At 70.6% G+C, this 19,622-nt stretch carries 15 protein-coding genes, 1 tRNA gene and 1 pseudogene; 5 read left to right on the top strand and 12 right to left on the bottom strand.

Annotation, left to right across the window (positions count from 1 at the left end; translation table 11 throughout):
* Positions 1 to 115: 115 nt before the first annotated feature.
* The 3 genes and pseudogenes from ACZ6R9_RS30475 to ACZ6R9_RS30485 form a co-directional block, all read right to left on the bottom strand.
* Positions 116 to 763 carry an HAD family hydrolase gene (locus ACZ6R9_RS30475; protein WP_465541758.1) on the bottom strand — a complete coding sequence of 216 codons (648 nt, stop codon included), beginning with the start codon at positions 761 to 763 and terminating at the stop codon, positions 116 to 118.
* A gap of 181 nt (positions 764 to 944) precedes the next feature.
* Positions 945 to 1,189, bottom strand: a pseudogene (locus ACZ6R9_RS30480) (IS5/IS1182 family transposase); the annotation flags it as partial.
* A 134-nt stretch (positions 1,190 to 1,323) separates the two neighbouring features.
* Positions 1,324 to 3,159, bottom strand: coding sequence for a bifunctional metallophosphatase/5'-nucleotidase (locus ACZ6R9_RS30485; protein WP_380486549.1), 1,836 nt, complete (start codon positions 3,157 to 3,159; stop codon positions 1,324 to 1,326).
* A 348-nt stretch (positions 3,160 to 3,507) separates the two neighbouring features.
* On the opposite strand from ACZ6R9_RS30485, the gene pyk reads away from it, so the two are divergent.
* A complete protein-coding gene (gene pyk / locus ACZ6R9_RS30490) occupies positions 3,508 to 4,935 on the top strand; it encodes a pyruvate kinase (RefSeq protein ID WP_465541760.1) in 1,428 nt (475 codons plus the stop codon).
* A 64-nt stretch (positions 4,936 to 4,999) separates the two neighbouring features.
* Here pyk and ACZ6R9_RS30495 read toward each other — a convergent pair whose 3' ends face one another.
* Positions 5,000 to 5,926: an NADP-dependent oxidoreductase gene (locus ACZ6R9_RS30495; RefSeq protein WP_465541762.1), complete on the bottom strand. Its 927-nt coding sequence runs from the start codon at positions 5,924 to 5,926 to the stop codon at positions 5,000 to 5,002.
* Between the two features lie 149 nt (positions 5,927 to 6,075).
* Here ACZ6R9_RS30495 and ACZ6R9_RS30500 point away from each other — a divergent pair, with 149 nt between their 5' ends.
* A complete protein-coding gene (locus tag ACZ6R9_RS30500) occupies positions 6,076 to 7,407 on the top strand; it encodes a helix-turn-helix transcriptional regulator (RefSeq protein WP_465541764.1) in 1,332 nt (443 codons plus the stop codon).
* A 235-nt stretch (positions 7,408 to 7,642) separates the two neighbouring features.
* Here ACZ6R9_RS30500 and ACZ6R9_RS30505 read toward each other — a convergent pair.
* Positions 7,643 to 7,716 (bottom strand) — tRNA-Leu (locus ACZ6R9_RS30505).
* Between the two features lie 98 nt (positions 7,717 to 7,814).
* On the opposite strand from ACZ6R9_RS30505, the gene ACZ6R9_RS30510 reads away from it, so the two are divergent.
* A complete protein-coding gene (locus ACZ6R9_RS30510; RefSeq protein WP_380486556.1) occupies positions 7,815 to 8,468 on the top strand; it encodes an ANTAR domain-containing response regulator in 654 nt (217 codons plus the stop codon).
* A 148-nt stretch (positions 8,469 to 8,616) separates the two neighbouring features.
* Here ACZ6R9_RS30510 and ACZ6R9_RS30515 read toward each other — a convergent pair whose 3' ends face one another.
* The 7 genes from ACZ6R9_RS30515 to ACZ6R9_RS30545 form a co-directional block, all read right to left on the bottom strand.
* Positions 8,617 to 9,333, bottom strand: a complete 717-nt coding sequence (locus ACZ6R9_RS30515) for an ABC transporter ATP-binding protein (protein ID WP_465541767.1) — start codon at positions 9,331 to 9,333, stop codon at positions 8,617 to 8,619.
* Positions 9,330 to 10,172: an ABC transporter ATP-binding protein gene (locus ACZ6R9_RS30520; RefSeq protein ID WP_465541769.1), complete on the bottom strand. Its 843-nt coding sequence runs from the start codon at positions 10,170 to 10,172 to the stop codon at positions 9,330 to 9,332. The genes ACZ6R9_RS30515 and ACZ6R9_RS30520 overlap by 4 nt, the downstream gene beginning before the upstream one ends.
* A complete protein-coding gene (locus tag ACZ6R9_RS30525; protein ID WP_465541771.1) occupies positions 10,169 to 12,115 on the bottom strand; it encodes a branched-chain amino acid ABC transporter permease in 1,947 nt (648 codons plus the stop codon). Before ACZ6R9_RS30525 ends, ACZ6R9_RS30520 begins: the two co-directional genes overlap by 4 nt.
* A gap of 4 nt (positions 12,116 to 12,119) precedes the next feature.
* Positions 12,120 to 13,049: a branched-chain amino acid ABC transporter permease gene (locus ACZ6R9_RS30530; protein ID WP_380486563.1), complete on the bottom strand. Its 930-nt coding sequence runs from the start codon at positions 13,047 to 13,049 to the stop codon at positions 12,120 to 12,122.
* Positions 13,050 to 13,134: 85 nt separating this feature from the next.
* Positions 13,135 to 14,367, bottom strand: coding sequence for a branched-chain amino acid ABC transporter substrate-binding protein (locus tag ACZ6R9_RS30535; RefSeq protein ID WP_380486565.1), 1,233 nt, complete (start codon positions 14,365 to 14,367; stop codon positions 13,135 to 13,137).
* A 288-nt stretch (positions 14,368 to 14,655) separates the two neighbouring features.
* Positions 14,656 to 15,321 (bottom strand): hypothetical protein, encoded by a 666-nt coding sequence (locus tag ACZ6R9_RS30540; protein ID WP_380486567.1) that lies wholly within the window; start codon positions 15,319 to 15,321, stop codon positions 14,656 to 14,658.
* An 86-nt stretch (positions 15,322 to 15,407) separates the two neighbouring features.
* On the bottom strand, positions 15,408 to 15,860 hold the full coding sequence (locus ACZ6R9_RS30545; RefSeq protein WP_380486569.1) for a PaaI family thioesterase: 453 nt from the start codon (positions 15,858 to 15,860) through the stop codon (positions 15,408 to 15,410).
* Between the two features lie 200 nt (positions 15,861 to 16,060).
* On the opposite strand from ACZ6R9_RS30545, the gene polA reads away from it, so the two are divergent.
* The gene (gene polA, locus ACZ6R9_RS30550; RefSeq protein WP_380486627.1) at positions 16,061 to 18,739 is read left to right on the top strand and encodes a DNA polymerase I; all 2,679 of its coding nucleotides are present in this window, start codon (positions 16,061 to 16,063) and stop codon (positions 18,737 to 18,739) included.
* Positions 18,740 to 18,779: 40 nt separating this feature from the next.
* The gene (locus ACZ6R9_RS30555) at positions 18,780 to 19,595 is read left to right on the top strand and encodes a GNAT family N-acetyltransferase (RefSeq protein ID WP_465541775.1); all 816 of its coding nucleotides are present in this window, start codon (positions 18,780 to 18,782) and stop codon (positions 19,593 to 19,595) included.
* Positions 19,596 to 19,622 lie beyond the last annotated feature (27 nt).

Below are 19,622 nucleotides of genomic sequence, written 5' to 3' on the forward strand. Positions count from 1 at the left end.
CCCTGGCTCCGATCCTGTGGGTGACCTCACAGGTGACGGTACGCGCGTGAAGGTGCGTCAGGTAGCCGTTCCGCCTCCACCTTCGAGTCCGGCAAGTGTGGCGGAACGGTGATCGCTACGCGGCGGCGGGGAGTACTCCGAGCAGGCCGGCAACACGCTGGACCGTGGCGGCCTGCCCGTCGGCGAGGACGGTGGTGATGCCAAGCGCCTCGGCGGGAGGCAGGTTCACGGGATTGTCGTCCACGAATACGCACGCCTCACCAGGGAGCCCCATCCGGTCGAGCGTCCGTCGGTAGATCACCGGATCGGGTTTCGCCACACCCTCGAGTTCGGAGATCACCCGGACGTCGAACAAGTCCCAGACTCCCAGAGCCTCGTAGGGGTTGTACGGGTTGAGGCCGAAGCTGTTCGAGAGCAGAGCCACCGTCAGGCCGGCCGAGCGCGCCGCCTGTGCCAAGCGCACCATGTCCTCCGCCGCCCGCGCGGCAGCCCAGGCCCGGCCCATCAGGTTGTGATGGTTCGCAACTCCCATCAGCGGAGCCGTCCGCCGGTTCCACTCGTCCTGCGTGATCCGGCCGGCCTCCAACTCGACGTACAGCCTGCGGCCCTCCGGGTCGTCCTCCAACGTGTTCGTCCACGCCGTCGCAGCGAGCCCCTGCGACAAACACCACGCCTGGTGCGCTTCCAGCACTCCCGCGGTCAGTACCCCCACGAAGTCCAAGATCAACCCCTTGGGCGTGCGGCTGTCAGTGTCGTTTGCCACGCTTCCACCACCTTCCCGGACAACTGGTCATCCGTGAAGGTACCCGCCCCCTCGCCGCTCCACGGCAGGGGACGGTTTCGTTTCACTCCCACCCAACCGGAGCTGTAGAGTGTCCGGTTGATCAGTTCAGGATGGGCTCGCCCGTGCAACGCAGGGCCTCGTGGCGGTAGTCCAGCGAAGTGCCCATCTGCGCCCGTAGTTTGATGCGGCGTCGGATCGTGAGGTCCGAGCATCCGGGCGAGGAGATTCGCTCGTGCCCGGAGCCTGGACCAGCGCCTGGACGACGTGGTCGAACACGACGCGGTCCGGTATGCGCCGCCGATGGCAGCCGAGCGGATGGCCGGGGTCGAACTCGGCCCGATCGGGCAGCAGGGCCCTGAACTGGTCCCAGGCGGGTTCAAGCAGACATGATGGCAGCGCGGGCACAGTCGTCCTTCGCGATCACAGAGCGTAGAGAACTCCGTGATCACGTGGGGGCCTGTGCCCGTTCTGCTGCCACCCCTCACAATGACCCGGTCCGCCACCTACTGCCGGTCGGTCTTGACTGAACGGCGTTGGTCCTAGAAGACCGGCACGCCGGCGCGGACCAGGCGCCAGCCGGACTGGCCGTAGAAGTCGGCCGGGTCGATGACGCCCTTGGCCTTCACCCAGGCGATCATGGTGTTGCGGATCTCGTCGGAGTTCGCCCACAGCTGCTGAGCCTTGGCGATGTGCGGGAAGTTGCCGCCGCCGTTGGCACGGTAGTTGTTGACGGCGAGGACGAACTGCGCGGCCGGGTCGACCGGCTTGCCCTGGTACGACAGGTTGACGATGCGGCTGCCGACGGGCTGCGCGATGTCGATGTCGTAGCTGACGCCGTAGAGCGAGTCGTAGTTGTAGTCGGGGGTGTTGTTGGCCTGGTTGGTCAGGGTGTCCAGGTTGATCGGCGCGCCCGGGGCGACCTGGGCGTAGTACTTGGCGGAGTACTCCAGGTAGTCCTTGATCTGGGCGCCCGTCAGGATCCGCGCCTCAAGCGTGTTCTCGTAGATGTACAGGCCGGCCGCGTCGCGCAGCTTGACCTGGCCGGCCGGGATCACCGCGGTGCGGTTGAACGGCGCGGCCTGGGCGATCACCGGCAGGCTCGCGTACTGGCCGCCGGCCAGCGCGGTGCGCACCGCGTCGGCCTGGACGCGGCCGATCAGGTCGATGATCGGGGTGTCCTTGAACCGGGACTCGGCGATGGAGAGGCTCTCCTTGCAGGTGCCGATGACCTGGTTGACGTAGGCGACGACCTTCTTGTGCTGGGCGTCCACCAGCTTGACGATCTTCGGGTCCTCGGCGACGGCGTTGGAGTTCAGCAGCCGCGAGGTGACGCCGGTGACGGTCCACTGGCCGCGGGCGAACTCGACCTCGAAGTCGAAGCAGGTCAGGCGCTCGCCCCAGCACAGCGGCTCGGACAGCACGACGTTCTTGCCGGTCTGGGTGTTGACCACGATCCGCTGGGCGATCTCCTTGTGGGCGTGGCCCACCAGCACCGCGTCGATGCCCGGCACGGTGGCGGCCATCGCGGCGCCCGCGTTCTCCGCGTAGGGCAGCTGGTCGCCCCAGGAGGACGGGTCGTCGACACCGGTGTGCGCGGAGACCACGACCACGTCGGCGCCGGCGGCGCGCAGCTTCGGCACCCACTTGGCGGCGACCTCGGGGATGCCCGGGAAGGTCAGCTTGCCCTGGACGTTGGCCTTGTCCCAGATGGCGATGCCCGGGTTGGTCAGGCCGAGGATGCCGACCCGGATGGGCCGGCCGTGGCCGAGGTGCAGCTCGCGGATCACGTACGGCGGGAAGGCCGGCTTCTCGTCCTTGGCGTTCAGCGCGTTGGCGCCGAGCAGCGGGAAGTTCAGCTGCTCCTGGTAGGCGCGCAGCAGCGGAATGCCGTAGTTGAACTCGTGGTTGCCGAGCGCGGCGGCGTCGTAGCCGATGGCGTTCATCGCGGCGGCCATCGGGTGGCGCGGGGCGCGCTTGCCGGTGATCGGCTCGACCCGGGCGTAGTAGTAGGACAGCTGGGTGCCCTGGATGGTGTCACCGGCGTCGATCAGCAGGGTGTGGCCGCGGCCCTTCTCGGCGCGGACCTGCTCGACCAGGGTGGATATCTTGGCCAGGCCGACGTCGTTGTGGGCCTTGTCGTCGAACTCGGAGTCGGTGAAGTACTCCCAGTTGAAGACGTGGCCGTGCAGGTCGGTGGTGCCCATCACGGTGAAGCTCGCCTTGAACGGGACGGGGCCCCGGCCGCGGAACTCGTCCTGGTTCTGGTCCGCCGCGGCGGCGGGGGTGGCCACGGCGGCGGTCAGGCCGCCGGCCAGGGCGGCCCCGGCCGCGGTGGCGGCGGAGCGGGTGACGAAGTCACGGCGGTTCAGGGACATCAAGACTCCAAGTCGGGCGGTACGGGCCGTCAGGCGGGCATGGCGACAGGGCGGCTGACACCCCGCCACCTTCCGCGACGCGCGTAGAAAAACGCGTGTGGCAGTCTGCCCTCTTCTCGCGTCCGGTACCAGCCCCGCGAGCTTTCCAACAGGTGAGATCTGGGCAACTCACCCGTGACGCCGACCCCCGATCCGCACGCCAGTGCGTCAACCGGAACCGGTCGTTCTCACCCCGCACACCACCGACCCGACTGTGCCGGTCCGTTCATCAAATCTTTCGCCAACTGCCATGGGACGACTGGCCGGAAGCGTGCTGTTACGGCCGGGTAATACCTAGGCTGCTGAGGTATGCGCCGAGCAAAAATTGTTTGTACTCTCGGGCCGGCCACGGACTCGTACGACCAGATCAAGGCCCTGGTCGACGCCGGAATGGACATCGCCCGACTGAATCTCAGCCACGGCTCCCACGCGGAGCACGAGGATCGTTACCACGGGGTCCGCAAGGCCTCGGACGAGTCGGGCCGCAGCGTCGGGGTGCTCGCCGACCTGCAGGGCCCGAAGATCCGGCTGAGCACCTTCACCGACGGCCCCGTCCTGCTGGAACGCGGCGACGAGTTCACCATCACCACCGAGGACGTCCCGGGCGACCGGGAGATCTGCGGCACCACCTACCAGGGCCTGGCCGCCGACGTGTCGCGCGGCGAGCGGATCCTGGTCGACGACGGCCGGGTCAGCCTGGAGGTCACCCACGTCGAGGGCCCCCGGGTGCACTGCATCGTCATCGAAGGGGGCCTGGTCTCCGACCACAAGGGCCTCAACCTGCCCGGAGTCGCCGTCTCCGTGCCCGCGCTCTCCGACAAGGACGTCGAAGACCTGCGCTGGGCGCTGCGGACCGGCGCCGACCTGATCGCGCTGTCGTTCGTGCGCAGCGGGAAGGACGTCGAGGAGGTGCACCGGGTGATGGCCGAGGAGGGCCGCCGGATCCCGGTCATCGCCAAGATCGAGAAGCCACAGGCGGTGGAGAACCTGGAGTCCGTCGTGGACGCCTTCGACGGCCTGATGGTCGCCCGCGGCGACCTGGGCGTCGAACTCCCGATGGAGCAGGTGCCGATCGTCCAGAAGCGGGCGATCACGCTGGCCAAGCGCAACGCCAAGCCGGTGATCGTCGCCACCCAGATGCTGGACTCGATGATCAACGCCTCCCGGCCGACCCGCGCCGAGGCGTCCGACGTCGCCAACGCGGTGCTCGACGGCACCGACGCGGTGATGCTGTCCGGGGAGACCTCGGTCGGCAAGTACCCGGTGGAGACGGTCAGGACCATGGCCCGGATCGTCGAGGCCGTCGAGTCCGAGATCCTGGGCGCCGGGCTGCCGCCGCTCACCGGGAAGAACAAGCCCCGCACCCAGGGCGGCGCGGTCGCCCGGGCCGCCGCCGAGATCGGCGACTTCCTGGACGCCAAGTACCTGATCGCGTTCACCCAGAGCGGCGACACCGCCCGCCGGCTGACCCGCTACCGCTCGCCGATCCCGGTCCTGGCGTTCACCTACGAGCCCGCCGTGCGCAGCCAGTTGGCGCTCACCTGGGGCGTGGAGACCTTCCTCGGCCCGTTCGTCACCACCACCGACGAGATGGTCGCCCAGGTCGACGCCCAGCTGATCGGCCTGGGGCGGTGCAAGCGCGGCGACATCGTGGTGATCACCGCCGGCTCCCCGCCCGGCCTGGCCGGCTCCACCAACCTGGTGCGGGTGCACCACGTCGGCGAGCTGGACAACTGAACCGCGGAAGGGGCCGCTGAACCGCGGAAGGGGCCGCCCCCGGCGGCCCCTTCCGTACCAGGCGTCACACCGTCAGGACGATCTTGCCGCGCAGGTGGCCCTGCTCGCTGATCCGGTGCGCCAGCGCGGCCTCGGCCAGCGGCAGCACGCGGTGCAGCGGCAGCACCAGGGTGCCCGCCTCGTGCAGGGCCAGCGCGGCCGCGAACGCCCGCGGGTGGTACGGCTCGACCTCCGCGCCGCCGGTGAAACGGACGCCGTGCTGCTCGCCGGCCATCGGCGAGGTGATGGTCACCACCCGGTCCGCGCTGCCGGTCAGTTCGACCGACACCGCCACCTCGTCGGCCTTCCCGGACGCGTCCACCGCCCGGTCCACCCCGCCGGGGGCGGCCGCCCGCACCCGCTCGGCCAGCCCCTCGCCGTACGTCACCGGGATCGCGCCCAGCTCCCGCAGGTAGCCGTGGTTGGCCTCGCTCGCGGTGCCCACCACGGTGATCCCACGGGCCCGGGCGAACTGCAGCAGCAGCGTGCCGACCCCGCCGGCCGCGCCGTGCACCAGCAGCGTCTCGCCCGGCCGCACGCCGAGCACACCGAGGATCCGCTCGGCGGTCTCCGCGGCCACCGGCAGCGCCGCCGCCTCCGCCCAGTCCAGCGAGGCCGGCTTGCGGGCCAGCAACTCGACGTCCGCCAGGGCGTGTTCGGCGTAGCCGCCACCGTTCACCGCACCGAACACCGCGTCCCCGACGGCGAATTCGGTCACCTCCGCGCCGACGGCCTCCACCACGCCCGCCACCTCGTGGCCGGGCACCCACGGGAAGGTGATCGGGAAGAAGCCGTCCAGCGCGCCGCTGCGCAGCTTGTGGTCCAGCGGGTTGACGCCCACCGCGCGGACCGCGATCCGCACCTGGCGCGGGCCCGGCGCGGGCAGGTCGAGGTCGGTCGGGCGCAGCACGTCCGGGTCGCCGTAGTGCGTGAAAGCAATGGCCTTGGTCATGGCAATGTCCTTGGAATCGAGGGGAGTTGATTGCTCCGGCGAGTTCCATCCTGGGCCTGCGGCACCCGCCGATCGGCCAGCCTTTCGGACAGTTCGACCTGGCCGGAAAGCCAGGGCGGGCCGGCGGCGCCCCAACTAGGCTGGCGGGTATGGACGAGACCGCCCCCTGGGCCCGCCCGCAGGACGCCCTGGCCCGCGTCGTCGAGGTGCTGCGCGAACCCCGCCCCGGACTGCTGCCCCGGCTGTCCGAGGTGCTCGAACCCCTGGTCCCGCACCTGGCGGCCGCCCAACTCAGCGGCGTCTGCGCGTACTCGCCGGCGAACACCGTCGGACCGGCCGAGTTCGCCGACGCGTTCGGCAGCCTGGTGATCTCCCGGCTCGGCGAGCGCGCCATGGCCGAGGCCGGGCCCGGCCGCCCCTGGCAGGGGAAAGCCCAACTCGCCGGGGAAGAACGGCCGTTGGTGGTCGTCACCACCACGCCCGGCGGCGGAAAGGGCGCCGTCCTGGTGCTGGTCCGGTCGGACGGGCGGCCGCTCACCACGGACGTCCTGGAGATCCTGCAACACCTGTGGGACCTGATGGTCGCCCACTCCGACCACCGCGCCACCGACTCCGCCCCCACCCAGGCCGCCGTCTCCCGGGTCTCCGCCAACGCCCGCGCCTGGGCCATCGCCAAGTCCACCGGCGCCCACAGCGCCGCACTCACCGCCATCCTCGCCCCGCTGCGCTCCGCCGACCTGGACGACGCCGCCGCCCGCCGGGCCGCCACCGAACTCGCCGTCACCGCCCTGCTCGACCTGCGCCGCTCCGCCGACCTGGACCGCACCCTCAGCGAGGAACCCGCCGACGCCGCGTTCGCCCGGCTGGCCCGCGAACTGCGCCCGCTGCTGCGCCACACCAAGGTCCGCCTGGATGTCGCACCCCCGGCCGACGCCGCCCGCTCCGTCCCCGCCGATCTGGCGTACACCGCCCGGGACGCCGTCCGGGTCGCCGTGCTGCTGATGCTCGACCAGGACAAGCCCGGCCGGATGCACGTCAGTTGGCAGTTCGCCGACGGCCTCGCGGGGCACGGCACCGTGCTGCGCGCGGTGGTACGCGGCGACGGCCTCGGCGTGCTGGCGGCCGACGCGCTGGGCGCGCACCGCACCGCGGAGCGGATCGCCGCGCTGGGCGGCCGCAACACCGTCGAGGCCGTCCCCGGCTGGGGCGCCACCGTCACCGTGGACCTGCCGCTCGCCCTGCCCGAACCCGCCGCCCGCGACCCGCTGGACGGCCTTCAGCCGCGCGAACTGGAAGTCCTCGACCAACTCGCCCGGGGCCGCCGCAACCGGGACATCGCCGCCGCGCTGCACATCAGCGAGTCCACCGTGAAGTTCCACGTCGCCAACATCCTGGCCAAACTCGGTGTCGCCTCCCGCGGCGAGGCCGCCGCCCTCGCCCACCGGGCCGGTCTGCCCACCGGGCTGCACCTGGCCTCCTGATCAGGCCAACTGCCCTGCGGCGGAGGGGATTTCACCGTACGGGCGCGGATTGGTCACGGCCCGGACCGCGCCTGCCCGGGCGACGGTGTCTCCCTGATGCTCGGCACCCCGGCAGCGAGCAGGCCGTCGTCCCACTGGGCGAGACGGACGTTCCGGAGACAGCGACGCCGCCGTGGTGATGATCACCGCGGCGGCGCGCACCCCAAGGTCGGTGACCTTGGAATCGAAGGAAAAGTGCCCCGAGTGGGATTCGAACCCACACCGGACGGTGTTTGAGACCGTTGCCTCTGCCGATTGGGCTATCGGGGCCCAGCGGTTCGAAGGTCAAACCCCCCACCGTGGTGAACCAAACATACCGTGTCTCGGTAGGCTCGTGCATGCAGCACCCCGCCGGACCGAGGAGCCCCGTGAGCACCGCCGACGAGCAGGCCCAGCCGCTTGACACCGACTCGCCCCAGATCACCCGAATCGTCATCGCCGAGGACGAGGCACTGATCCGCCTCGATCTCAAGGAGATGCTGGAGGAGGAGGGCTACACCGTCGTCGGTGAGGCCGGTGACGGTGCGACGGCGCTCCGGCTGGTCGAGGAGCTCAAGCCCGACCTGGCCATCCTGGACGTCAAGATGCCGGTGCTGGACGGCCTGTCCGCCGCCGAGCGGATCCACGAGCAGCACCTCGCCCCGGTGCTGATGCTCACCGCCTTCTCGCAGCGCGAACTGGTCGACCGGGCGCGCGACGCCGGCGCGATGGCGTACATCGTCAAGCCGTTCAGCAAGAGCGACCTGGTGCCGGCGATCGAGATGGCGGTCTCCCGCTACACCGAGATGCGCACCCTGGAGCAGGAGATCGCGGACCTCGCGCAGCGCCTGGAGACCCGCAAGCTGGTCGACCGGGCGAAGAGCGTGCTGCAGACCAAGTTCGGGCTGAACGAGCCCGCCGCGTTCCGCTGGATCCAGAAGACCTCGATGGACCGCCGGATGACCATGGCCGCCGTCGCCGAGGCCGTGATCGAGGAGGGCGCCGCCCAGGACCGCAAGAAGGCCGAGGCCGCCGAGGGCTGAGCCGGCCCGACCACAAGGCCCGGACCGCAAGGTCCGGACCGCAAGGCTTGGACCGCAAGGCCCGGACCACAAGGCTTGGACCAGGCCCGGACAACGCACCGTGCCCGCCGTCGGGGATTCCGACGGCGGGCACTGTGCCGGCGGCGGGTCAGTCCTCGCCCAGGTACGAGCGGCGCACCGTGTCGTCGCGCAGCAGTTCCGCGCCCGTGCCGGAGAGGGTGATCTCGCCGGTGGTCATCACGTACGCGCGGTCCGAGAGCGAGAGCGCGGCCTGCGCGTTCTGCTCCACCAGCAGGATGGTGGTGCCCGAGGCGCGCAGTTCCACGATGGTGGCCATGATCTTCTGCATCATCAGCGGCGACAGGCCCATCGACGGCTCGTCCAGCATCAGCAGCTTCGGACGGGACATCAGCGCCCGGCCCATCGCCAGCATCTGCTGCTCGCCGCCGGACAGCGTGCCCGCGGCCTGCTTGCGCCGTTCGGCGAGGATCGGGAACAGCGTGCAGGCCCGCTCCACGTCCTGCGCGATGCCTGCCTGGTCGCGTCGCAGGAACGCGCCCAGCAGCAGGTTCTCCTCGATGGTCATCCGCGGGAAGATGTGCCGGCCCTCGGGGGAGTGGGCCAGGCCCAGGGCGACGATCCGGTGCGCGGGCACCGTGTCGATCGGCTCGCCCTGGAACAGGATCTTTCCTGTGGTCGGCCGGAGCAGCCCGGAGAGCGTGCGCAGGGTGGTGGTCTTGCCCGCGCCGTTGGTGCCGATCAGGGTGGTGACCTCGCCCTGTTCGACGGTGAAGCTGATGCCCTTGACGGCCTCGATCTTGCCGTAGGCGACGCGGAGGTCCTCGACCTCCAGCAGAGCGGTCACTGGTCGGCCTCCGTTGCGGTGGTGTTTCCTTCGAGCGGGGCGCCCAGGTAGGCGGTGACGACCCGCTCGTCGTTCTGGACGGTCTCCCGGTCGCCCTCGACGATCTTCTCGCCCTGCACCAGCACCGCGGTGCGGTCGCACAGGTTGAAGATGAACTTCATGTCGTGCTCGATCACCAGCACCGCGATCCCGAGGTCCCGGATCGCGAACACCAGCTCCTCGGCGGCCCGGGTCTCCTGCGGGTTCATGCCGGCGGTCGGCTCGTCCAGCAGCAGCAGGCCGGGCTCGGAGGCCAGCGCCCGGGCGATCTCCAGCTTGCGCTGCTCGCCGTAGGGCAGGTTGCGGGCCAGGTGCTCGGACTTCGCGGCCAGGCCGCAGAACTCCAGCAGCTCCATCGCCCGCTCGCGGCTCTCGGCCTCGGCCCGCCGGTAGCCGGGGCCGCGCAGGATCGCCGAGAACAGGCCCTCCTTGGTGCGGGTGTGCCGTCCCACCAGGACGTTCTCCAGCACCGTCATGTTGGAGAACAGTCGGATGTTCTGGAAGGTCCGGGCGATGCCGGCCTGGGTGACCAGGTGCGGCTTGGGCGGCAGCACCTGGCCCTTGTACATGACGACGCCCGAGGTCGGGACGTACAGCCCGGTCAGGCAGTTGAAGAAGGTGGTCTTGCCGGCGCCGTTCGGGCCGATCAGGCCGACGATCTCGCCCTGGCGGACCGTCAGGTTCACCTGGTTGACGGCGGTCAGGCCGCCGAAGCGCATCACCACGTTCGTGGCGGTCAGCACGGGTTCGGCGAGCGGCGCGGGCCCGGCGGACGCGGTGTCGGTGGTCATGGTGCTCACGCCCCTGCCTTCGAGAGTGCGTCGTCGGTCGGGCCGCCCTGCGCGGGCAGCTCGGCCTCGTGGAACTCCAGCTTCTGTCGGCGGTTGGCGATCAGGCCCTCGGGGCGGAAGCGCATCAGCAGGATCAGCGCGATGCCGAACGCCAGCAGCTGGTAGGACTGCAGGAACTGGAGCTTGGCCGGGATCAGGAACAGCAGCGCCGCACCGACCAGCGGGCCGCTGATGGTGCCCATGCCGCCGAGGATCACCGCGGCCAGCAGGAACGCCGAGTTCGGCGGGACCGGCCCGGCGAACTGGTACTGGTCGGGGGAGACCGCGCCCGCCACGTGGGCCTGCACCGCGCCGGCCAGGCCGGCCAGGGTGGCGCCCAGCGCGAAGGCGATCAGCTTGACCCGGAAGCCGTTGATGCCCATCGCCTCGGCCGCCGTCTCGTCCTCGCGGATCGCCACCCAGGCGCGGCCGATCCGGGAGTTGGCGACCCGGCCGAACACCACCACGACGATCGCGGTGACCACCAGCATCAGCAGCAGGTAGTTGCCGAACTTGCCGAGCTGCACGAAACCGAAGTCGTGCGGCTGGCCGAAGTCGAACCCGAACAGGTTGACGTCGGGGATCGCCGCGACGCCGTTCGGGCCGTTGGTCAGGCTCGGGCCGGAGCGGCCGTCCAGGTTGTTCATGGCGATCCGGAAGATCTCACCGAAGCCGAGCGTGACGATCGCCAGGTAGTCGCCGCGCAGCCGCAGCGTCGGGGCGCCGATCACCACGCCGAACACCAGCGCGGCCAGCGCGCCGATCAGCACCGCGACCGGGAACGGCAGGTGCAGGCCGCGGAACACCGAGTACGGCGAGCCGGAGACCAGCGCGGCCGCGTACGCGCCGACGCCGAGGAAGGCGACGTAGCCGAGGTCCAGCAGACCGGCCAGGCCGACCACCACGTTCAGGCCGAGCGCCACGGTGGCGAAGATCAGGATGTTGGCCCCGATCAGCACGTACGTCTCGCTGCTCTGGGTGAACGGGAACGCGCCCGCGGCGGCGAACGCCGCGCCGGTGGTCACCGCGCGGTGGCGGGTGGTCAGTTCGCTCAGCCGGCCGACCGCTCCGCAGGCCAGCAGCGCGGCGGTGGCGAACACCGCGAGCAGCAGGAAGCCGATGAACAGCTCGCCGTACTCGGTGGAGATGCCGAACTCGACCACGCCCAGGCCGAGCGCGAACACCGCGGTGATCACCAGGATCTCCGCCCAGGACGGCAGCGCGCGGGCGGCGAGCAGCGGGCGCTCGATCCGGCCGATCCGCAGCCAGGCGTCCAGCAGCTGCCAGAGCCGGTAGCCGAGGATCGCGGCCGGCAGCGCGACGAAGAACCACAGGTTCTCGGTGAAGATCGGCCGGATCCCGGTCGGGACGGCGTTCAGCGCCCAGCCCTGGCCGAAGCCGAGGCGCAGCACCAGGGCGACACCGGCCACCAGGTACCACCACCAGGCCACGGCGGGCTGCTTGACGGTGCGGCGGCGGTCCAGCGGCAGGCCGAGCGCGCCGACCACGGCGAGCAGCGAGCCGACCGCGGCGACCCAGCCGCCCGGGTCGAGGTTGACCAGGCCGTCGAGCTGGACGGCGATCGCGATCACCGAGTACCAGCACACCGCGAGGGTGCCGAGGGCGGCGAACAGCACGCCGTTGTGGCTGCCGGACGGGCTCAGCCAGCGCAGGCCCGTCACGCCGCCCGCGGCGAGCGCCAGCAGCACGGTCAGCAGGCCGCCGGCCAGCGCCAGCCACTGCAGGCCGGCCGGGGAGCCGTAGTAGGTGAGGTCGCCGGGGAACTGGGCGGTCCAGGTCCAGGACATTGCCGCGGACGCGGCGGCCACCACCCCGCCGGCCACCGTCGCGGCGAGTGCAGCGGCGCGGGGCAGCGGCAGAACGGGCGTGGTCTCGTGGGAAGTTGTCGTCATCTGTTCACGCCCGATCCGCGACGCGCTCGCCGAGCAGGCCCTGCGGCCTCACCAGCAGCACGACGATCAGCAGGACGAACGCCCACACGTTGGCCCAGGCGCCGCCGCCGAGCTGATGCATGCCGGGGACGTTCTGGATGTACGCGGTGGCCAGCGATTCGGCGACGCCGAGGACCAGCCCGCCGAGCATCGCACCGTAGATGTTGCCGATGCCGCCCAGGACGGCGGCGGTGAAGGCCTTCAGGCCGGCCAGGAAGCCCATCATGAAGTCGACCTGGCCGTACCGCAGGCCGTGCGCCACGGCCGCGACGGCGGCGAAGGCCGCCCCCAGCGCGAAGGCGATCACGATGATCCGGTCGGTGTTGATGCCCATCAGCTTCGCGGTGTCCGGGTCCTGCGCGGTGGCCTGCATGGCCCGGCCGGTGCGGGTGAAGCGCACGAACGAGGCCAGGATCAGCATGCACAGCGGCGCGGCGGCCAGCAGGAACAGGTCGTTGCGCTGGAGGTGGAACAGGCCGAGGCTGACGGTGTCGCCCTCGAACTGCGGGAAGGAGATGGCCTTCTTGGCTCCTGGGTAGAACGCCCAGACCACCTGCTGCAGCGCGATGGACAGGCCGATCGCGGTGATCAGCGGGGCCAGCCGGGGCGCGCCGCGCAGCGGCCGGTAGGCGAAGCGCTCGGCCGCGGTGGCGGTGAGCACGGAGGCGATCACGCCGCCCAGGATCATGACCGGCAGTGCCAGCCAGAGCGAAGTGCCGTGCGGCAGGGCCGCGAAGGCGGTGAGTGCGCCGAAGCCGCCGATCATGAAGATCTCGCCGTGGGCGAAGTTGATGAGTTGGACGATGCCGTAGACCATCGTGTACCCGATGGCGATCAGGCCGTACATCAGGCCGAGCATCAGTCCGTTGGCCAGGTTTTGCGGCAGTTCGTGCACCGCGGGCCTCCGTGTTCAGGGGGTATGAGAAGGCGGGGGGCACTTGTGGCGCCCCCCGCCCGACGGGCTGGTGCGGTGCAGGTGGTCAGCCGTTGTAGGTGCCGCTCTTGACCGGCTTCCAGTCCGGGCCCTTGACGGTGTAGACGGTGAGCTGCTTGTTGGTGGTGTCGCCGTACTGGTCGAAGGAGACCTGGCCGGTGACGCCGGCGAAGTTCACCTTGGCCATCTCGGCCAGCACCTTGGCACGCAGGTCGCTCGGGACCTTGCCGTTGTTGTGCTCGACCGCGGCCTTGACGGCCTGGATGATCGACCAGGCGGCGTCGTAGGAGTAGCCGCCGTACGCGGAGTACGCGTCCTTGTAGCCGGCCGCGGTGTAGTCGGCGACGAAGGTCTTGGCGGAGTCCAGCTCCTCCACCGGGGCGCCGACCGAGGTGGCCAGGTCGCCCTCGCTGTTGCTGTTGGAGAGCTTGATGAACTCGGGGTCGACGAGGCCGTCGCCGCCCATCAGCGGGATCTTCGCGCCGGCCTTCTTGATCTGGTCGGAGAGCGGGCCGCCCTCCGGGTACTCGCCGCCGTAGTACACCGCGTCGGCGCCGGAGGAGGCGACCTTGGTGGCGACGGCGGAGAAGTCCTTGTCGTCCGGGCTGATGTGGTCGGTGCCGACCACGGTGCCGCCGAGCCGCTTGAACTCGCCCTGGAAGATGGCCGCGAGGCCCGCGCCGTAGGTCTTCTTGTCGTCGATGACGTAGACCTTGGTCTTCTTCGCGTCGTTGAACAGGTACTGGGCGGCGTACTTGCCCTGCACCACGTCGGTGGTGGCGGTGCGGAAGTACGTGGAGTACGGGCGGGTGAACTTGTTGCTGCCCCAGTCCGGGCCGAGCGACAGGTCGGGGGTGGTGTTGGCGGGGGAGACCTGGGTCAGCTTGCCGTCGTCGAAGACCTTCTGCATGGTCTGCGAGACGCTGGAGTTCAGCGGGCCGACCACGCCGACGACGTCCTTCATGTCGACCAGGGCGGTGGCGTTCTGCTTGCCGGAGGTCGGGTTGGCCTGGTCGTCCTTGGCCTCGATGGTGAAGGTGACACCGGGGACCAGGTTGTCCTTGTTGGCCTTCTTGGCGGCCAGGTCGGCCGAGTTCTTGATGCCCAGGCCCAGCGCGGACAGCTTGCCGCTGAGCGGGGCGTCCACGCCGATGACCACCTTGGTGGTGCCACCGTTCGCCTGGCCCGACCCCGATCCACCGCCACGCGAGCCACAGGCCGAGAGGGTGAGCGCTCCGGAAACTGCAATGGTCACGACAAGAAGTGAGCTCTTTCGCACGACGGGGGTCTCCTTCTGGACGGAAGACACGCGCACAGGGCTGGCGGTGCCGGAACGCGTCGACCGAGCCCGAAAATCGGACAGGCGGTGACTGGGCGTGACTCTAGACCGGGCGCGGCGGCTCGGGCAGAGGGACGAGAGAGGCTGTGATTCTCTTGTTATGACCACGCCGGAAGTTGATCTCCGTGCGCGGTCGAAAACCCCAGGTGGAGCCCCCGGTTCCGGGCCTCGCTCCGCGGAGTGAACGGTGCGCGTTCTCAACTCCCTGTTCAGGCTTGGGAAATCCGCTTATCGAACAGGTTTGTCCGGCGCGGTCGGGCTGGTCGTCGGCGTCCGATTATCGGGAGCGTCGCAGGTGGCGTGCAGCGCTGCGGACAGGTCGCGGGCGTACGCGTCACCCGGGATCTCGCTCACGGTCTCCATCGCGCGCGCGTTACGCAGGGTGACATCGAGGAAGGGCATTCCGGCGTCCGCCGGGGCCGCCGAACAGTCCGTCACCCGCAGGCCGACCCGCAGCGAGACGGTCTGCCCCGGCGGCACCGTCTGCGGCAGCCAGCCCGACACCACCACCGACAGGCCGCGGTACCCCTGGCTCACCCCCAGCACGTCCACCGGGCCCGCGCTGGTGTTGTGCACCCTGAGCGACAGTGCGAAGGAGTCCTGCCAGGCCGGCAGCGGACCGCCGTATTCGAACCGGGTGGCCTGCGAGGGGAACGGAAGTGCGGGCGGCGGCGGCGAGTTGGCCTCGGCGGTCGAGCGGTCCATCGCATGCCGGACCGTCAGCGCGAGCGCCAGAGCAAGCAACAGCCCGACCACCAAGGACTTCTGACGCAGACTCAGCAGGCGCGGCGGCTTCTCGACGGACATCCTCGGCTGCGTCCAGGTGCCCTCGCCCGGCTCCACCGGGCTGAGGAACCCCGCCCGCTCGCCCGGTCTTTCGCTCTCTGCGGACATGGCGGCGCCCCCTCGTCCAGCCGAGATTTCCCGTGTCGGGGAGCGGCCAAACCCAGGGGGCGCGTAGGGAGTTGGGGACTTTCGGGCTACAGGTCGCGCAGCATGCAGGTCAGCCGGCAGCTGGTGACCCGGCGGCCGGTGTCGTCCGTCACCGCGATCTCGTAGGTCGCCGCGGTGCGGCCCTTGAACACCGCCGTCGCCACGCCCGTCACCAGGCCGGAGGTGGCCGAGCGGTGGTGGGTGGCGTTCAGGTCCACGCCCACCGCGTAGCGGCCCGGGCCGGCGTGCAGCATCGCGCCGATCGACCCCAGCGTCTCCGCCAGCGCGGCCGAAGCGCCGCCGTGCAGCAGCCCGTACGGCTGCTGGTTGCCCTCCACCGGCATGGTGCCCACCACCCGGTCCGGGGAGGCCTCGACGATGCTGATGCCCAGCTTCTCGCCCAGGTGCCCGCCCGAGAAGGTCTCCGGGCTCACCCCCAGCTTCGCGAAGTGGTCCAGCACGTCCTGGGGCACGTTCAGTACGGGCGCCGCGTCGGTCATGGTGCTCCTGTTCGGGGTTCACTTCGTCTGGCGCGTCGATGGTACGACTGTCTACCTGCCGGTAGGGAGGTGCTCCGCGCCGCGCCCGGAGATGTCGGCCCCGGGTCATAGGATCGGGGAGGCAGTGCAATCCGGCAGGAACAGGATGTGACGTGGCGACACAGGGTGCAGGCAAGAGTGCGGCCGGGCGGCCCCGGCTGATGCTGCTGGACGGGCATTCGATGGCCTACCGGGCCTTCTTCGCCCTGCCGGTGGAGAACTTCTCCACCACCACCGGCCAGCACACCAACGCGGTGTACGGCTTCACCTCGATGCTGGTCAACACCGTCCGCGACGAGGCACCCACCCACCTCGCGGTCGCCTTCGACATCTCCCGGCAGACCTTCCGGGCCGCCGAGTTCCCGGACTACAAGGCCAACCGCGCCAAGTCCCCCGACGAGTTCCGCAGCCAGATCCCGCTGATCTTCGAACTCCTCGACGCCATGCGGATCCCCCGGCTCACCGCCGAGGGCTTCGAGGCCGACGACATCATCGCCACCCTCGCCACCGCCGCCGTGGCCGAGGGCTTCGAGGTGCTCATCGTCACCGGAGACCGGGATTCGCTCCAACTGGTCAACGAGCACGTCACGGTGCTCTACCCGACCAAGGGCGTCTCCGAGTTGACGCGCTACACGCCCGAGAAGGTCACCGAGAAGTACGGCGTGCGCCCCGACCAGTACCCGGACCTCGCGGCGCTGCGCGGCGACCCGTCCGACAACCTGCCCGGCATCCCCGGCGTCGGCGAGAAGACCGCCGCGAAGTGGGTCAACCAGTTCGGGTCCTTCGAGGAGTTGGTCAACCGGGCCGACGAGGTCAAGGGCAAGATCGGCGAGAAGCTCCGCGAGCACCTCGACTCCGTCAAGCGCAACCGGATCCTCACCGAACTCGTCCGGGACGTCGAACTCCCGCTCGCCGTACCGCAGTTGGAGCGCACGCCGTTCGACCGGGAGGAAATCGCCCGGCTGATGGAGGCGTTGGAGTTCCGCAACCCCAACTTCCGCGACCGGGTGCAGGGCATCGACCCGGCCGGCGCCGAGGCCGCCGCCGAGATCCCCACCGGCCCCGCCGTCGAGGGCGACCTGCTCATCGAACCCGGCGCGCTCACCGCCTGGCTGGAGGAGCACACCGGTGGCGGCGAACGCACCGCGCTCGCCGCCGACTACGAATGGGCCCTCGGCGCCGGCCGGGTCAAGCAGGTCGCCCTCGCCACCGGCACCGCCGCCGCCTGGTTCGACCCCGTCACGCTGGACGAGAACGACGACCGGGCCTTCACCGCCTGGCTCGCCGACCCCGACCGCCCCAAGGCCCTGCACATCGCCAAGCAGGTCATCCGCGCCTTCGCCGAACAGGGCTGGCAGTTCGCCGGCGTCACCGCCGACACCGCGCTTGCCGCCTACCTGGAGAAGCCCGGCCGCCGCACCTTCACCCTCGACGTCCTCGCCGAGGAGTACCTGGCCCGCTCGCTCGCCCCCGCCGCCCAGGCCGAGACCGGCCAGCTCAGCTTCGACGCCGACGAACCCGACCCCACCGCCGGCGCCCAGGCCCTGATGACCGAGGCCCGCGCCGTCCACGACCTCGCCGAACTCTTCGACACCCGGCTCGAGGAGGTCGGCGCCGCCAAGCTGTTCCACGACATGGAACTGCCCATCGCCGAACTCCTCGCCCGGATGGAGCGCTACGGCATCGCCGCCGACCGCGCCTGGCTGCAGGGCCTGGAGGCCCAGTTCGCCGCCGAGATCCAGCGCTGCGTCGAAGAGGCGCACGCCGCCGCCGGCCGCGAGTTCAACCTCGGCTCCCCCAAGCAGCTCCAGGAAATCCTGTTCGGCGACCTCGCCCTGCCCAAGACCAAGAAGATCAAGACCGGGTACACCACCGACGCCGACGCCCTCACCTGGCTCGCCACCCAGACCGACAACGAACTGCCGGTCATCCTGCTCCGCCACCGCGACCAGGCCAAGCTGCGCACCACCGTCGAGGGCCTGCTCAAGACCGTCTCCCCGCAGGGCCGCATCCACACCACCTTCAACCAGATGGTCGCCGCCACCGGTCGGCTCTCCTCCCAGGACCCGAACCTGCAGAACATCCCCGTCCGCACCGAGGAAGGCCGCGCCATCCGTCGCGCCTTCGTGGTGGGCGAGGGCTACGAGTCGCTGCTCACCGCCGACTACTCGCAGATCGAACTGCGCATCATGGCGCACCTGTCCGAGGACGAGGCCCTGATCGAGGCCTTCGCCTCCGGCGAGGACCTGCACACCACCGTGGCCTCCCAGGTCTTCTCGGTCTGCCCCGACGGGGTCGACGCCGAGATGCGCCGCAAGATCAAGGCCATGTCGTACGGCCTCGCCTACGGCCTGTCCGCGTACGGCCTGGCCCAGCAGCTCGGCATCAAGCCCGGCGAGGCCCAGGGCCTGATGGACACCTACTTCGAGCGCTTCGGCGGCGTCCGCGACTACCTGCACAACGTGGTCGAGGAAGCACGCGCCGTCGGCTACACCGAGACCCTGCTCGGCCGCCGCCGCTACCTGCCCGACCTCACCAGCGACAACCGCCAGCGCCGCGAGATGGCCGAACGCATGGCCCTCAACGCCCCCATCCAGGGCTCCGCCGCCGACATCGTCAAGATCGCCATGCTCCGGGTGGACGAAGCCCTCCGGGCCGCCGGTCTCGGCTCCCGCATGCTCCTCCAGGTCCACGACGAAATCGTCCTCGAACTCGCCCCCGGCGAGCGCGAACCGGTCGAAACCCTGGTCCGCGAACAGATGGCCGCCGCCTACCCGCTGCGCGCCCCGCTCGACGTCTCGGTCGGCGTCGGCCCCAACTGGGAGGCCGCCGCCCACTGATCCCTTGCGGCGCGGCCCCGCCGGTCCCGAGACTGGCCCGATGACCGAACCGCGTGCCCCCTTCGCCGACAAGCCCACCCTGGTGGGCGAGAAGGTCCTCCTGCGTCCCGTCCGGCCGCAGGAGGACCTTCCGCTGCTCCGCGTCCTGCTCCAGGACGCGGAGATCCTCCGCTGGACCTCCGGTTCCTGGACCCCTGCCGTCCCCGACTGGGACGAGGCGCTGGAGCGCCGCACCATCGACCGGTACCGCACCCGCAACGACCGGACCGACTGCCTCGACCTGATCGTGGTCGACAGGTCCACCGGCCGCGGTGTCGGCGAGATCGGCCTCGACGAGTGGGACGAGCCCGGCAACTCCTGCACCCTCCGCATCGCCCTCGGCCCCGACGGCCGCGACCGGGGCCTCGGCCCCGAGGCAATCCGCCTCCTCACCGACCACGCCTTCCGCGTCCTCGGCCTCCACCGCGTCTCGCTCTCCGTTCACCGCCTCAACAGCCGCTGCCATGTCTTCCAGAAGGCGGGGTTCAGGGTCGAGGGGGTGCGGCGGCGTGCCCTGCCGTTCAACGGACGGTGGGTCGACCGCGTCGAAATGGCGGCCCTCGCGGAGGACTGGGGTCATGAACTGCCCCCCGGCCCGGACCCGGAGCGTCCCGCCGGCGTCCTGGAGGACGACCCCGAGCGCAGGCTGACGGACGCCGAGTGGACCAGGCTCCGCGACTACCTGCGGCGCTACGTCGTGCACGAGCTCGACCAGTGGGAGTGCTGGCGCATCGACACGGCCCACGGCCCGATCGCCATGACGCTCAGCAACGCGTTCCGGGAGGACGACCACCCCGGGGCGTGGCGCGCGATCTGATCCGGACGTCCGCTAATTCGATTGCCC

The sequence above is a fragment of the Kitasatospora sp. NPDC048662 genome (assembly GCF_055587065.1).